This is a genomic window from uncultured Gemmiger sp. (assembly GCF_934561205.1).
Classification (GTDB): domain Bacteria; phylum Bacillota; class Clostridia; order Oscillospirales; family Ruminococcaceae; genus Gemmiger.
In genome coordinates this window covers 21,570-36,460 of sequence record NZ_CAKTFU010000013.1, presented here as the reverse complement: position 1 = coordinate 36,460, position 14,891 = coordinate 21,570, and the positions used below count along the sequence as shown (strand labels likewise).

At 60.9% G+C, this 14,891-nt stretch carries 10 protein-coding genes; 6 read left to right on the top strand and 4 right to left on the bottom strand.

The genetic code is table 11. The features are described from left to right. Positions 1 to 95: 95 nt before the first annotated feature. Complete coding sequence (locus tag Q0I19_RS08645; protein WP_294760950.1) at positions 96 to 680, bottom strand: TetR/AcrR family transcriptional regulator; 585 nt, start codon at positions 678 to 680, stop codon at positions 96 to 98. Then, complete coding sequence (locus Q0I19_RS08640; protein WP_294760951.1) at positions 677 to 4,774, bottom strand: efflux RND transporter permease subunit; 4,098 nt, start codon at positions 4,772 to 4,774, stop codon at positions 677 to 679. The genes Q0I19_RS08645 and Q0I19_RS08640 overlap by 4 nt, the downstream gene beginning before the upstream one ends. Before the next feature lie 219 nt (positions 4,775 to 4,993). Between Q0I19_RS08640 and Q0I19_RS08635 the strand changes: the two genes are divergently transcribed. From Q0I19_RS08635 to Q0I19_RS08610, 6 genes are all read left to right on the top strand, one after another. Then, positions 4,994 to 6,619 (top strand): CTP synthase, encoded by a 1,626-nt coding sequence (locus tag Q0I19_RS08635; protein ID WP_294760953.1) that lies wholly within the window; start codon positions 4,994 to 4,996, stop codon positions 6,617 to 6,619. A 391-nt stretch (positions 6,620 to 7,010) separates the two neighbouring features. After that, positions 7,011 to 7,682, top strand: a complete 672-nt coding sequence (locus tag Q0I19_RS08630; RefSeq protein ID WP_294760955.1) for a phosphatase PAP2 family protein — start codon at positions 7,011 to 7,013, stop codon at positions 7,680 to 7,682. A gap of 369 nt (positions 7,683 to 8,051) precedes the next feature. Continuing rightward, positions 8,052 to 9,548: a glycerol kinase GlpK gene (gene glpK, locus Q0I19_RS08625; RefSeq protein WP_294760957.1), complete on the top strand. Its 1,497-nt coding sequence runs from the start codon at positions 8,052 to 8,054 to the stop codon at positions 9,546 to 9,548. 4 nt (positions 9,549 to 9,552) lie between these two features. After that, a complete protein-coding gene (locus tag Q0I19_RS08620; protein WP_294760958.1) occupies positions 9,553 to 10,983 on the top strand; it encodes an NAD(P)/FAD-dependent oxidoreductase in 1,431 nt (476 codons plus the stop codon). A 14-nt stretch (positions 10,984 to 10,997) separates the two neighbouring features. Further along, a complete protein-coding gene (locus Q0I19_RS08615; RefSeq protein WP_294760959.1) occupies positions 10,998 to 12,257 on the top strand; it encodes an FAD-dependent oxidoreductase in 1,260 nt (419 codons plus the stop codon). A gap of 4 nt (positions 12,258 to 12,261) precedes the next feature. Beyond that, entirely contained in the window at positions 12,262 to 12,627 is a 366-nt protein-coding gene (locus Q0I19_RS08610; RefSeq protein ID WP_294760961.1) for a DUF1667 domain-containing protein, read from the top strand. A gap of 75 nt (positions 12,628 to 12,702) precedes the next feature. Here the strand turns inward: Q0I19_RS08610 and sstT are convergent, their stop codons facing one another. Both sstT and Q0I19_RS08600 read right to left on the bottom strand, forming a co-directional pair. Continuing rightward, entirely contained in the window at positions 12,703 to 13,959 is a 1,257-nt protein-coding gene (gene sstT, locus Q0I19_RS08605; RefSeq protein WP_294760964.1) for a serine/threonine transporter SstT, read from the bottom strand. A gap of 319 nt (positions 13,960 to 14,278) precedes the next feature. Beyond that, positions 14,279 to 14,503, bottom strand: a complete 225-nt coding sequence (locus Q0I19_RS08600; RefSeq protein WP_294760966.1) for an HPr family phosphocarrier protein — start codon at positions 14,501 to 14,503, stop codon at positions 14,279 to 14,281. Positions 14,504 to 14,891 lie beyond the last annotated feature (388 nt).

Below are 14,891 nucleotides of genomic sequence, written 5' to 3'. Positions count from 1 at the left end.
AATACACAGTATAAAAGCGCACCGCGGCAATGTCAATGGGCAAATGGCGGCTTTTGCGCGAAACAAAGCGGTTTTCGGCACTTTTGAGGTGCATTTTACCGTAGCGCGCGGTCCAGCAGGCGGCAGATATGCCCGCCCACGGCATCGGGGTCGATGCCCGGTTCGTCGGCCAGCGCCAGAAATCCGCCCGCGGCGGCGCTTATCAGCGCATAGACGCAGTAATCTATATCCAGCGCCGCGTCGATCTGCCCGGCGTCCTGCAGACGCTGCAGTGTGCCGCGCACCAGTGTGCGCAGCGCCTCGGTGCGCAGATTTTTGCCGGGGTCGTCGCACAGGTGGAAACCCGTGGCACTGCCGGCAATGATGCGGTACACCCCCATGCGGGTCCCGGCCAGATCGGTCAGGTAATCCCGCACGGCGGCGGCAAGCTCGGCGCGGGTGGTGCAGCTTTGCAGGCGGGTTTGCAGGCGGTGCAGCTCATCGTCGAAAATATACAGCGTCATGCCGTACAAAATTTCACTCTTGGAAGAAAAATACTCGTACACCGTGCCCTTGCCGATACCGGCGGCCTCGGCAATTTGCTGTACCTTCATGGTTTTGGGGTCGCAGCCCTGTTCGATCAGGTGCAGGGCGGCGGCGTACAGGGCGCGTTCGCGCAGGGTGCGGACATCGCGGTTCATGGCTGTTCCTCCTCCTTTTCGGCGGGTTCGGCGGTTTCGGCGGCGCGGCGGGCGGCAAATTCGGCCGCAAACTCGGCGGCGTCGTCGGGCAGGTCGTCCAGGCCGTCGTCGCCCACGTCCACGTTCACGGGCGGCTTGCGGTAGAAGCTGTCATACAAGACCGGCACGACAAACAGCGTCATCAGGGTGGCGTAGCTGAGTCCGCCGATGATGACAATGGCCATGCCCTTGCCCATCTCGCTGCCCGCGTCGGTGCTCAGCAGCATGGTCACCATGGCCAGCACGGTGGTCAGGGTGGTCATCAAAATGGGGCGCATACGGGTGCGGCCTGTGGCCACCAGCGCGTCCTGCCGCTGCAGCCCGCCGATGCGCAGCTGGTTGGCGTAGTCCACAAAGACGATGCCGTTGTTGACGACAACGCCCATCAGCACCAGGAAACCCATCAGCGAGATCAGCGAAAGCTGTTCGCCGAAGGCCATCAACCCCAGCATACCGCCGGTGAACGCCAGCGGCACCGTGAACAGAACAATAAACGGCGAAAGCAGGCTCTGGAACTGCGCCACCATGACAAAGTAGACGAAAACCAGCGCCAGGGCGAGCATTTTTGCCATCTGCACCAGCATGTCGCTGACCTGCGTGCTCTCGCCGGCGATCTCGGCGGTGCAGCCCGCGGGCAATGTCAGCGCGTCCAGCTTGGGGGCCAGCTCGCGGGTGAGCAGGGCGGTGTTGTATCCGTCGGCGGTGGCGGAGGTGACGGTCATCTTGCGGGCGCCGTTCTCGCGCGCAATGGTCGTGTAGCCGGGGTGTACGCTGCGGGTGGCAAACTCGCCCAGCGTGTGGGTGGTCTGCACCTGCTGGCCGCTGTCGTCCATGGCGGTGGCGGTCAGCTCTATGTCAAACAGCGCGTCCAGCGTGGGCACGTCGGCGGCGTTGATGACCTTGACGGTGTAGGTTTCGTTGTTGACGGTCAGGGTGGTGGCGGTGGCGTCGGTGGTCAGGGCGGCGGCAATTTTTTGGTAAATCTGCGCCACGGTCAGCCCGCTGCGCATCGCCTTGTCCTTGTCGATGGTCAGCAGAATTTCCTCGTCGCCCGCTTCCTGCCCGTCGGAGATATCCTCAATGCCGGGGATCTCCGCCATAACGGCCTTTACCGCGTCGGCGGCGGTGCGCAGGTCGTCCAGATCGTTGCCGTAGATATCCACCTCGGTGCCGCTGCCGGACAGCGCGCTCATGTCCATCATGCCGTTGGCGTTCAGGCTGATTTCGCCGTCTATGTCGGCGGTGCTTTGCAAAATATCCTGCTGCACGCGCGCCCCGTGGGAAGCGCCGTCATCGGTCAGCAGAATGTAGAAGGTCATTTCGGTGTTGTTGGCGGCCGTGTCGGCGCCAAGGCCGACGGTGGCGGCCATTGAGTTGCTGCCGCCCGACATCGCGCCCACGGTCTCCACGCCGTTCACGCCCGAAACGGCGGCCATGGCGGCATCGGCGGCGGCAAAACAGTCGGCATCGGGGGTGTCGGCGGGCAGGGTCAGGCTCATCGAAAGCTGGTTGCTGCTCATCTCGGGGATCAGCACAATGCCCATGGTGGCAATGCGCCACACCGACACGCCCAGCAGCACCACAGCCAGTGCCAGCGGCACGGCCTTGCGGCGCAGGCAGAAGCGCAGCAGCTTTTCGTAGCCGTTCAGCATACGGTCAAACAGCGGGTGGCGGATATCCTTGGGCTTTTTCAGCACGGTGGAGCCGGCGCAGGGCACCACGGTCAGCGCCACGACCAGCGACGCCAGCAGGCTGAAGGTGATGGTCCACGCCATGTCGTCCATCAGTTCCATGACCATGCCGGAGCTGAACACCAGCGGCAAAAACACGCAGACGGTCGTCAGGGTGGACGAGATGATGCTGCCCTGCACCTGCCGCGCACCCTGCACGGCGGCGCGGGCGGCGGGCAGGCCGCGGTTGCGCAGACGGTAGATGTTTTCAATAACAACGACAGAGTTGTCCACCAGCATACCTACGCCCAGCGCAAGACCCGAAAGACTTAAAATATTTAACGTAATACCGGAAAAATACATCAGCACAATGGCAAACAGCACGCTCAGCGGCATACTGATGGCCACGACCAGCGTCGGGCGCAGGTCCTTCAAAAAGAGCGCCAGCACGATGACGGCGAGGATCGCGCCCTCGATCAGATTGCTCATGACGCTGTTGACGATGAGCTTGATGTAATCGCCCTGATCCATGAGGGCGGTCAGGTGCAGGGCGCTGTTGTCGGCCTGCAGCGCGGCCATTTCGGCGTTCATCGCCTTGGACACGGCGGAGGTCGAGGCGGTCGAGCCTTTGAAAACCGACAGCAGCACCGCGCGGTTTTCGCCCACCTTGGCGTAGCTGGCGTCGGCGTTATCGGTCAGCTTGACGTCGGCCACGTCCTGCAGCTGCACGTCGCCCACGCCGGGCAGTTCGCACAGCACCATGTCGCCCAGCGCGTCCACGCTGTCGTAGGGGGTGCCTACCTTTAATACATAGCTGTCCCCGTCGGCATCGTCGATGTACCCGGCGGGCATCGAAAAGTTCTGCGCCATGATCAGCTGGGACAGGGTGGTGATGCTCAAAAGCTGGTCGAGGTTGGCGTTTTCCAGCGCCTCCTCGCGGGCGGATTCGTACTGCTCGCGGGCGGCGTCCAGCTGCGCCTGCCCGGATTGCAGCTGGCTCAGCCCGCTGGTGATCTGGAACTCGCCCAGACCCAGCTGCGCCTCGCTGCCGCTGAACAGCAGCTGGCCGGCCAGCGCCCCCAAGGAGGGGTCGATGGGGTTTTGCACCAGCCCCTCCAGCGTGGTTTGCATCTGGGCGCGCCGGTCGTTCAGGGCGTTCAGCTGCGCGTTCAGCTCGTCAATTTTGGTGTTGAGGTCGGTGATGGCGGCGGCGGTATCCTGCTGCTGCTGTTCCGCGGTCAGCGCGGCGGAAAGCGCCGTCAGGTACATCTGCTTTTCCAGCAGGGCGGGCAGGGTGCTCTCGTCGGCGTTCTCCATGGCGCTGCGCAGGGCGGCGTCGGCATCGGTGCAGGCGGCTTGCAGCGCGGCGCGCTTGGAGGCGTCGGCCTTGGCCTCGGCCCAGGTGGCGGGCAGCGTTTCGGCGGCATGCTGCGGGGCGTACTCGGCCACGACGGCCAGCGCCTTGGCGTAGGTGTCCTCGTCCATGGGGGCGTCCAGGCCGGGCAGCTTGTCGGCATCGATTTTCAGGGCGTCCAACTTTTGCTGCAGCTCCTGCAGCTGTGTGCCTGCCTCGGTGATCTGGCGGGTCAGTTCGGGAATCTGGTCGTCGATTTTCTGTATGGCGTCCTTCAGTTGCGCGGTCAGGCTGTCCTTCTGGGCATTCAGCTGCTGCTTGCCCGCCTCCACCTGGGTCTGCGCGTCCTGCAGCTGCTTTTTGGTGGCGTCCAGCTGCGCCTGGCTCTTGTCCAGCTCGGCCTTGGCCACGGCCAGACGGTCGTTGGTCTGCACCAGCAGCTTGTCGTTGACGGCGTCAATTTTTTCGCGGTTCAGCGTGATCTCCACGGTCTTTTTTACCAGACCTGTCGTGGAAATGCGCGCCACGCCGTTCACGCGCTCCAGCTTGGGCAGCAGCGTGCTTTCGACATAGTCGGACAGTTCGTAGATGTCCATGTCGTCGCGGCTGACCGCAATGTACTGGGTGGCCAGCATGTCGGGCGACATTTCGATGAGCATCGGCGTGGAGCATACGTCGGGCAGCGCATCGCCCAGCTGGTTCAGCGCGGTGCTGGCCTTGACCATGGCGCTGTCCATGTTGGTCTTGTCCTCGTATTCCAGGGTGACAAGGCTGTAGTTTTCGTTGCTTTGGCTCGTGACGTTTTTGACGCCGTTTAAGGTGGCCAGGCTGTCCTCGATGGGCTTGGTGACGTCCGCCTCGACCTGTTCGGGGCTGGCACCGGGGTAGGTGGTGACGACCATCAGGTACGGCAGGTTCATGTTGGGCAAAAGGTCGGTCTGCATACCGCTGAGGCTGACAAACCCCAGCACGATGACCAGAATGACGGCCACCAGCACGGTAAACGGTTTTTTGACGCTGAATTTCGGCATATAGGTTCCTCTTGGGTGATGGTTTGGACAGTTCAATTTTACCGACCGACCGGTCGGTCGGAAGTGAAACCAGTATACCACAGTTCAAAAGGCCGTGCAAGCGGGTTCGGGAAAAAATCACTTTATATTCTTCACGATTTGCGCTGCCCTATTGAAAATATAGGAATACCGGGTATATAATAATTGTGTGTTTTTTGCGCATTTGAGGGAGGTATATTTATGGCAACCAAGTATATTTTTGTCACAGGCGGTGTCGTGTCCGGGTTGGGAAAGGGCATCACCGCCGCCAGCCTGGGACGGCTGCTGAAAACCCGCGGGCTGAAGGTCGCCAGCCAGAAGCTGGACCCGTACATCAACGTGGACCCCGGCACGATGAGCCCCTTGCAGCACGGCGAGGTGTTCGTGACCGACGACGGCACCGAGACCGATCTGGACTTGGGCCATTATGAGCGTTTTATCGACGAAAACCTGAACAAGTATTCCAACCTGACCACCGGTAAGGTCTACTGGAACGTGCTGAACAAGGAGCGCCGCGGCGAATATCTGGGCCAGACCGTGCAGATCATTCCCCACATCACCGATGAGATCAAGAGCTACATTTATAATCTGGCGCAATCCACCGAGGCGGACGTCGTCATTACCGAGATCGGCGGCACGACCGGCGACATCGAGAGCCAGCCTTTTCTGGAGGCCATCCGTCAGGTCGGGCTGGAGCAGGGCGCCGAAAACTGCTGCTATATCCATGTGGTGCTGGTGCCCTACATTTCCGGCTCGGACGAGTACAAGTCCAAGCCCGCGCAGCATTCCTGCAAGGAGCTGCAGGGCATGGGCATTGCGCCCAACGTCATTGTACTGCGCGCCGACGGCCCCGTGGGCAACGATATCAAGCACAAAATCAGCATGTTCTGCAACGTGCGCCCCGACTGCGTCATCGAAAACCTGACCATGCCCAGCCTGTACGAGTGCCCGCTGATGCTGGACGCCGCCGGGCTGACCGACGTCGTGACCCGCCAGCTGCATCTGGACACCCCCGCCAGCGACCTGACCGAGTGGAAGGAGCTGATCGGCCGCATTGCCGCGCGCAGCCATACCTGCCGCATTGCGCTGGTGGGCAAGTACGTCAAGCTGCACGACGCCTACCTGAGCGTGATGGAAAGCCTGTACCACGCGGGCTTTGAAAACGAGTGCAAGGTGGATATCCGCTGGGTGGACAGCGAAACGCTGACCGACCAGCAGCGCTGCGCCGAGGAATTTGCCGAGGTGGACGGTATCATTCTGCCCGGCGGCTTTGGCGACCGCGGCATTGAGGGCATGATCCAGGCGGCCCGCTACGCCCGCGAAAACGAGCTGCCGTATTTCGGCATCTGCCTGGGTATGCAGATCATGGTCATGGAGTACGCGCGCGGCGTGCTGGGCTATGCGGACGCCAACTCCGGCGAGTTTACCCCCGACGGTGCGCACAACGTCATTGCCCTGATGCCCGACCAGCAGGGCAATATCCCCAAGGGCGGCACGATGCGCCTGGGCAAGTACCCCTGCGTGGTGACCCCCGGCACCAAGATGGCGGAATGCTACGGCACCGACCATATTGAGGAGCGCCACCGCCACCGCTATGAGTTCAACAACGAATACCGCGCCGAGTTCGAGGCCAAGGGGCTTGTGATCGCGGGCACCGGCCCCGACGGACATCTGGTGGAGGCCGTGGAGATCCCGAACCGTGCGTTCCATGTGGGCGTGCAGTTCCACCCCGAATTCAAGAGCCGCCCCAACCGTGCCCACCCGCTGTTCAAGGGGTTTGTCGCGGCAGCGATGAAGCACCAGGCCCAGGCAAATAACAAAGCATAAAGTTGATGTGCCCGCTGTGCGGGCACATTTTTTTTTGGGTAACAAAAAATCATGGCGCGGTAGGGGCGGGGCATGCCCCGCCCGCGGCTTTGCGGTAATAACAACATTACGGGTAAACCGCCTGTAATGGCTTCCCTCCAAGGGGAAGGCTTTTGCACTGCGGCAAACAAATTTCCCAAATTGTTTACAACTTTTTTGAAACATACTCCCACTGAATCTCGTACTATACAATATAGCGGTTCAAACAGACAAGGGACATTTCAAATCCGCACAATTTTCGCGGGTTTCCCCCGCGCAATCTTGGCGGGTTTTTCTCTTGTTTTTCGTAGCTGCGTTGGTATATAATAGTGCATCGTCCGAAAGGACGCAAACGTTCAAAAGGAGCTTACTTATGCGTAATTGGTGCGCACGCCACCCCGTTGGTTTTATGACGCTTTATGCCTTGTTTTACTTGACCTTTTTTGCACTGCTGGAAAAAACCGTCACGGTGCCCGATCTGTGGGTACACTGCCGGCTGGACGATATGATCCCGTTTTGCAAGTACGCCATTGTGCCGTATGCCGCGTGGTTTCCGTGGATACCCTTCACGCTGTTCTACCTTTTATATAAGGCACCGCGTCGGGACTTCTGGCGGCTGTGTCTGCCGCTGTTCGGCGGCATGACGCTGGCGCTGCTGTTCTACGCCATTGTGCCCAACGGTCTTGCCCTGCGCCCCGCCTATGTGCCGGGGCAGGATATCTTTGCCTGTGCCGTGCGCCGCCTTTACCGCACCGATACACCCACCAACGTCTGCCCGTCCATCCATGTGTTCAACTCGGTCACGCTGATGCTGGCGTACCTGCGCTCGACCTGCTTTGCCGCACCGCGCCGCCGCTGGATGCGCCCCGCCGCCGTGGTGCTGTGCCTGTCCATCACGGCGTCCACCATGCTGCTGAAGCAGCACAGCGTCATTGACGTGCTGTTCGGCGCGCTGCTGGCGCTGGCGCTGGACTACGCCGCCGCCGTGCTGGAGCGTCAGGGTATCCCCGAGCGCCGCTCCCGCCGCCTGCCGCAGCGAATTTAACAAGCCTGATTCCCCGTGCCTTTGCACGGGGAATTTTTTTGCTTATCACATTAGACATTGTGTCTAAATAATAACCCCCGCCTTTGGCGCTAATGCTGATTTTTTGGTCAGTTTTCACAGAATGCTTGCACATTTTTCCCTGCGTGTTATGATATGTTTAATAAATAACAAAGACAAGGGCAATACCGCATAATTTTAAGTGCCGATATGGCGAGCGAGGTGCGGCAGCTGCTAAGCCAAAAGCGCAGATAATACTGGATGTCTTATCGAGCATTTTGGCAACGCAGATGCCGTGCCGCAGCCGCCGGAGCGGTGCTTAAGCCGTAAGGCGGGAATTGTGCGGTGTTGCCCAGGGAAAGGTGGCTTTGTATGCAAAAGTATATCATGGCGCTGGACGCAGGCACCACCTCCAACCGCTGCATCCTGTTTGACCACAACGGGCGTATGTGCAGCGTGGCGCAAAAGGAATTTACCCAGTATTTTCCCAAGCCGGGCTGGGTCGAGCATGACGCCAACGAGATCTGGACCACCCAGTTGGGCGTGGCGCTTTCGGCGATGAACCAAATCGGTGCCTCTGCCGCCGACATTGCGGCCATCGGCATCACCAACCAGCGCGAAACGACCATCGTCTGGGACCGCGAGACCGGCGAGCCGATCTGCCGCGCCATCGTCTGGCAGTGCCGCCGCACCGCCGCCATCTGCGACGAGCTGAAGGCGCAGGGCTACACCGAGATGATCCGCCAGAAAACCGGGCTTGTGCTCGACGCGTATTTTTCGGCAACCAAGCTGAAATGGATTTTGGACAACGTGCCCGGCGCGCGGCAAAAGGCCGACGCGGGCGAGCTGATGTTCGGCACGGTGGAAACGTGGCTGATCTACAAGCTGACCTGCGGCAAAATTCATGTGACCGACTACTCCAACGCCAGCCGCACGATGCTGTTCAACATCCACACGCTGGACTGGGACGACGACATTCTGCGGCTGCTCAATATTCCGCGCTGCATCCTGCCCACGCCGGTGCCCAACAGCCGGTTTTACGAGTACGCCGACCCCATGCACTTCGGCGGAGAGATCCGCATTGCGGGCGCGGCGGGCGACCAGCAGGCGGCGCTGTTCGGGCAGACCTGCTTTGCGGCGGGCGACGTCAAAAATACATACGGCACGGGCGGCTTTTTGTTGATGAACACCGGCGAAAAACCCGTGGAAAGTCGCAACGGGCTGGTTACGACCATTGCCTGGGGGCTGAACGGCAAGGTCAACTACGCGCTGGAAGGCAGTATCTTTGTGGCGGGCGCGGCCATACAATGGCTGCGCGATGAGCTGAAAATCATCGAAGATTCGCGGGATTCCGAGTATATGGCCCTCAAGGTCAAGGACACCAACGGCTGCTATGTCGTGCCCGCGTTCACGGGGCTGGGCGCACCGCACTGGGACCAGTATGCCCGCGGCACCATTGTGGGCCTGACCCGCGGCTGCAACAAAAACCACATCATCCGCGCCACGCTCGACAGCCTGTGCTATCAGGTCAACGACGTGCTGAAAGCGATGGAGGCGGACGCGGGCATCCGCCTGAGCAGCATCCGCGTGGACGGCGGCGCTTCCGCCAACAACTACCTGCTGCAGGCGCAGGCGGACATCAGCGGCGCGGCGGTCGAACGCCCCCGCTGTGTCGAAACCACGGCGCTGGGCGCGGCGTATCTGGCAGGGCTTGCCGTCGGCTACTGGGACAGCCCCGCCGACGTGCTGCAAAACCGCGAGGTCGACCGCGTGTTTACCCCGCAAATCACCGAGCAGGACCGCGAAAAACGTATTCGCGGTTGGAACAAGGCCGTGCGCTGCTCTTACGCATGGGCCAAGGAGGACTGACACGATGAAGGACGTTATCATTATCGGGGCGGGCGTGGCAGGCTGCGCCGCCGCCCGTGAAATCAGCCGATACAACGCTGATATTCTGGTTCTGGAAAAAGAGGAGGATGTCTGCTGCGGCACCTCCAAGGCCAACAGCGCCATTGTGCACGCGGGCTTTGACGCCGCCGCCGGCAGCCTGATGGCAGAGCTGAACGTGCAGGGCAGCCGCATGATGCCCGCCCTTGCCAAGGAACTGGATTTTGCCTACGACCAATGCGGCAGTCTGGTGGTCTGCCTGTCGGACGCGGACCGCCCTGCCCTGCAAAAGCTGTACGAAAACGGCGTGGCCAACGGTGTGGAGGGGCTGCGCATCATCGAGCGCGACGAGCTTTTGGCGATGGAGCCGAATATCTCGGACGAAGCCGTCGCCGCGCTGTGGGCACCCACCGGGGGCATCGTCTGCCCGTTCGGGCTGACCTTTGCCTTTGCCGAAAACGCCGCCAAAAACGGCGCGCAGTTCCGATTTGACACCTGCGTGACCGGGCTGGAAAAAATCGACGGCGGCTGGCGCGTGCATACCGACAAGGGCGACTTGGACGCGCGAAGCGTCGTGAACGCCGCCGGTGTCCACGCGGACGAGCTGCACAACATGGTAAGTGACGATGCTATGACAATTATACCGCGCCGTGGCGATTACTTCCTGCTGGATCACAGCGCGGGCGGGCACGTCAGGCACACGGTGTTCCAGCTGCCCGGCAAGTACGGCAAGGGCGTGCTGGTCACCCCCACGGTACACGGCAACCTGCTGGTGGGACCCACCGCCACCGACATTGACGACAAAGAGGACACCGCCACCACCGCCGCCGAGCTGGACGAGGTGCGCCAAAAATCCGGTTTGGCGGTCAAAAACATCCCGCTGCGCCAGACCATTACCAGCTTCAGCGGCTTGCGCGCGCACGAGGTACACCACGAGTTTATCATCCGCGAAAGCGCCCCCGCCTTTGTGGACTGCGCGGGCATCGAGTCGCCGGGGCTGTCCGCCAGCCCTGCCATCGGGCAAAAGGTCGCGGGCCTCGTGGCGGACATCCTGCATCTGGAAAAGAACCCCGCCTTTGACGGCACCCGCAAGGGCATTCTGGACCCCAAAACGCTGCCGCTGGCCGAGCGTGCCGAGCTGGTGCGCCGCCAGCCCGCCTACGGGCAGATCATCTGCCGCTGCGAGTCGGTGACCGAGGGCGAAATTCTGGATGCTATCCGCCGCACGCCGGGCGCGCGCAGTCTGGACGGTGTCAAGCGCCGCACCCGCGCCGGTATGGGGCGCTGCCAGGCCGGCTTCTGCAGCCCGCGCGTGATGGAAATCCTGGCGCGCGAGTTGGGCGAACCCATCGAAAACGTTACCAAATCCGGCGGTGCATCGCGCATTATCGTGGGCATCGACAAGGACAGCCTGTAAGGGGGGTGACCTAAGTGAAAAACGCAGATCTCGTGATTTTGGGCGGCGGTCCTGCCGGGCTTGCCGCAGCACTGGCCGCGCGGGAGGCGGGCGTGCAGGACATTTTGATTCTGGAGCGCGACGCCGAGCTGGGCGGTATTCTGAACCAGTGCATCCACAACGGCTTCGGGCTGCACACCTTTAAGGAGGAACTGACCGGCCCCGAATACGCCGCCCGCTTTGCTGACAAGGTCAAGGCGCAGGGCATCCCCTACAAGCTGAACACGATGGTGATGGACCTGTCCGCCGACAAGGTCGTTACCGCGATGAACCGCACCGACGGGCTGTTTCAGGTGCAGGCCAAGGCGGTCGTGCTGGCCATGGGCTGCCGTGAGCGCCCGCGCGGCGCGCTGAATATCCCAGGCACCCGCCCGGCGGGCATCTTTACCGCGGGCACGGCGCAGCGCCTGGTCAACATGGAGGGCTACCTGCCCGGCCGCCGCGTGGTCATTTTGGGCAGCGGCGATATCGGGCTGATCATGGCGCGCCGCATGACGCTGGAGGGCGCCAAGGTGCTGTGCGTGGCCGAGCTGATGCCCTATTCCGGCGGCTTGAAGCGCAACATTGTGCAGTGTCTGAACGACTTTGATATCCCGCTCAAGCTCAGCCACACCGTGGTGGACATCGAGGGCAAGGAGCGTGTGACCGGCGTGACGATCGCCGAGGTCAAAAACGGCAAGCCCGTGCCCGGCACCGAGAAACATTTCGACTGCGACACGCTGCTGCTTTCCTGCGGACTTTTGCCCGAAAACGAACTGAGCCGCACGGCGGGCGTGGCGCTAAGCCCCATCACCGGCGGCCCGCAGGTGGATGAGAGCTTGCAGACCAGCATCCCCGGCGTGTTTGCCGCGGGCAACGTGCTGCACGTCCATGATTTGGTGGACTATGTTTCCGAGGAGGCTGCCGCTGCGGGAACCAACGCTGCTGCGTATATTTTGCAGGGCGCTGGCGAGGCGGGGCGGAGCTTGCCCGTTGTGGCGCAAAACGGCGTGCGCTACACCGTGCCGGTGACGGTGCACCCCCAGGCGACCGAAACGCTGACGCTGCGTATGCGCGTGGATAACGTGTACAAGGGCAAGGCGCTGGCAGTCTACGCGGGCGAAACCTGCCTGTGGCGGCGCAAGCGCCCCGTGATGGCACCCGGCGAGATGGAAACCGTGGTGCTGAAGGCGGACGCGCTGGCGAAGATCCCCGCCGATGCCGCCAACCTGACCGTGACTTTGGAGGAGGTGTAACGCTATGGAACAACGCGAACTGACCTGTATCGGCTGCCCGCTGGGCTGCCCCCTGACCGTTACGCTGGAAAACGGCGCGGTGCAGAGCGTGCAGGGCAACACCTGCCCCCGCGGCGACGCCTACGCCCGCAAGGAAGTGACGGCCCCCACCCGCATCGTGACCAGCACCGTCAAGGTGACGGGCGGCACACTGCCCGCCGTCAGCGTGAAAACGGCGGGGGATATCCCCAAGGGCAAAATTTTTGATTGCGTCCGCGCGTTAAAGGACGTTGCCGTGCCCGCGCCCGTGGTCATCGGGCAGGTCATCGTGCCCGACGCTGTCGGAACCGGCGTGGCTGTTGTGGCCACCAAAAACGTCGACAAGGCGTAAAAAAGCGGTGCAATTTCCCCGATAAGCAAAAAGCAACCCCCGCCGTTCGGCGGGGGTTGCTTTGCTGTTACGCGATCAGTGCAAAAATTCCGGCAGGGGCTTTCCGACTTTCAGCCACTGGTGATACTCGGCGGTGGCGGCAAATTCCACGTCACCGGCGGAGTTCAGCGCCGTCTCGACAGAGTCCTGAATGACGCCGATGATAAACCCGACGCCGACCACCTGCATGGCAATATCGTTGGAAATGCCAAACAGCGAGCAGGCCATCGGGATCAGCAGCAGCGAGCCGCCCGCCACGCCGGACGCACCGCATGCGCCCAGGGCGGACATAAACGCCAGCAGAACGGCGGCGGGGATAGAGACCTTCATGCCCAGGGTGTTGGCGGCCGCCAGCGTCATGATGGTGATGGTGATGGCCGCGCCGTCCATGTTGATGGTCGCGCCCAGGGGGATGGACACCGAGTAGATGTCCTTATCCAGACCCAGCTTTTCGCACAGGGACATGTTGACGGGGATGTTGGCCGCCGAGCTGCGGGTGAAGAAGGCGGTCAGGCCGCTTTCACGCAGGCAGCGCAGCACCAGCGGGTAGGGGTTGCGGCGCAGGTAGATAAAGATGATCAGCGGGTTGACGACGAGCGCCATAAACAACATAGTACCGACCAAAAGCAGCAGCAAACGGCCGTACTGGGTAAAGATGGACAAGCCGTTGCCCGATACGTTGGTGTACACAAGACCCATGATGCCGAAGGGGGCCAGGTTGATGACCCAGCGCACAATGCTGCTTACGGCATCGGCGGTGTCGGCCAAAAAGGCCTTGGTGGTGTCGCCGGCCAGCTGCTTCATGGCCAGGCCGAACAGGCAGGCCCACAGCAAAATGCCGATGTAGTTGCCGTTCATGATGGAGCTGACGGGGTTGGCCACGATGTTGCTGAGCAGCGTGTGCATGACCTCGCCCAGGCCCTGCGGAACGACGTCGGCGCTGGCAGCCTCAGGCAAAGCCATTGTCTGGGGGAACAGCTCGCTGGTAATGACGGACAGCGCCGCGGCCAAAAAGGTGGTCAGCATATACAGCCACACCACGGTGCCGAAGCGGCGGTCCAGCTTGGAGGAACCCTGTGCCAGCGCGCTTGCCACGATGACAAACACCAGCACGGGGGCAATGCCCTTCAGCGCGCCTACAAACAGGTTGCCGAACTCCTGCACCCACGCGGCACCGGGGAACAGCACCGCCAGCACGGCGCCCACCACAAGACCCAGCGCAATGCGCAGGATCAGGCTGACCGAATTGTATTTTTCGGCCACGATCTTTGCTACTTTGGAAATTGTATCCATAAACCCAAAACCCTCTCTTTTGTATCGGCGAATGTCCGCAGATAACTACATTTGCCCGCGCACACGGAACATATTGCCTATTATACAAGCCCTGCGGGAAAATGCAAGCGCCCGACGGAGCTTGCGGGCGCAAACTGCCTGTTTTTCTGCGCTGGAACGCCACAAAAAAAGTTGAAAAAATGTTTGCACGGTGTATATAAATGTACGCCGTACAAATACAAACCGCGCAGCGGCGGGCGCTGCAGCCCGACAAAACAAGTGTGCCCCCGTCCGTAAAACGGACGGGGGCACAGCGTTCCTATTTCGGTTTCGGTAAACTTTACTGTTTCAGCGCGCGGATAACGTGGTTCAGATCCTGCTCGTTCTCGCAAACGATCTTGACAGGGTGGCTGTAATCCAGGCTCATCATGCCCAGGATGCTCTTGGCATCGGCAATGCTGCCCTTCATGTCATGCACGCCGACATCGTTATAACACTTGGCGGCAGCAGACACGATTCCCTTCACTTCAGCAAAATTGGAAACCTTGACTTGTTTCACCATCATAATGACCTCCAAACGTAATTGTGCGGCGATGTTTTTCCCACAAACAGGCGCCGTGCTGTAAGGCACCGGGCCATCATGCCCGCGTGTATCTTCCTTACGCGGGATATTATAGCACAAATTCGGCGCGCCAATCACCAAACACACACAACAACGTTGTTTTTCTATTTTCCGTACAAAAGCTACAAAAGCCCATATTTGGATTTTGGGTATTTCCACCAAAAAGGCGGGCTGTTTTTTGGCTTTGTTCACATACTTTATGCGTTTGCAAAAGAAATGTTATGCGTTTGCAAACAAGAAGCCCCAAAGAATATACAAAAGTAGTAGTTTTGCAAAACTTTGATGGTAAGGAAATTATAAGCAAAACAACAAAAGTACATAATTTGCACCA

Bases quoted from the DNA above. Each gene is read 5' to 3' on its own strand.
- Q0I19_RS08645 (WP_294760950.1), bottom strand. From the start codon at position 680: ATGAACCGCGATGTCCGCACCCTGCGCGAACGCGCCCTGTACGCCGCC.
- Q0I19_RS08640 (WP_294760951.1), bottom strand. From the start codon at position 4,774: ATGCCGAAATTCAGCGTCAAAAAACCGTTTACCGTGCTGGTGGCCGTC.
- Q0I19_RS08635 (WP_294760953.1), top strand. From the start codon at position 4,994: ATGGCAACCAAGTATATTTTTGTCACAGGCGGTGTCGTGTCCGGGTTG.
- Q0I19_RS08630 (WP_294760955.1), top strand. From the start codon at position 7,011: ATGCGTAATTGGTGCGCACGCCACCCCGTTGGTTTTATGACGCTTTAT.
- glpK (WP_294760957.1), top strand. From the start codon at position 8,052: ATGCAAAAGTATATCATGGCGCTGGACGCAGGCACCACCTCCAACCGC.
- Q0I19_RS08620 (WP_294760958.1), top strand. From the start codon at position 9,553: ATGAAGGACGTTATCATTATCGGGGCGGGCGTGGCAGGCTGCGCCGCC.
- Q0I19_RS08610 (WP_294760961.1), top strand. From the start codon at position 12,262: ATGGAACAACGCGAACTGACCTGTATCGGCTGCCCGCTGGGCTGCCCC.
- sstT (WP_294760964.1), bottom strand. From the start codon at position 13,959: ATGGATACAATTTCCAAAGTAGCAAAGATCGTGGCCGAAAAATACAAT.
- Q0I19_RS08600 (WP_294760966.1), bottom strand. From the start codon at position 14,503: ATGATGGTGAAACAAGTCAAGGTTTCCAATTTTGCTGAAGTGAAGGGA.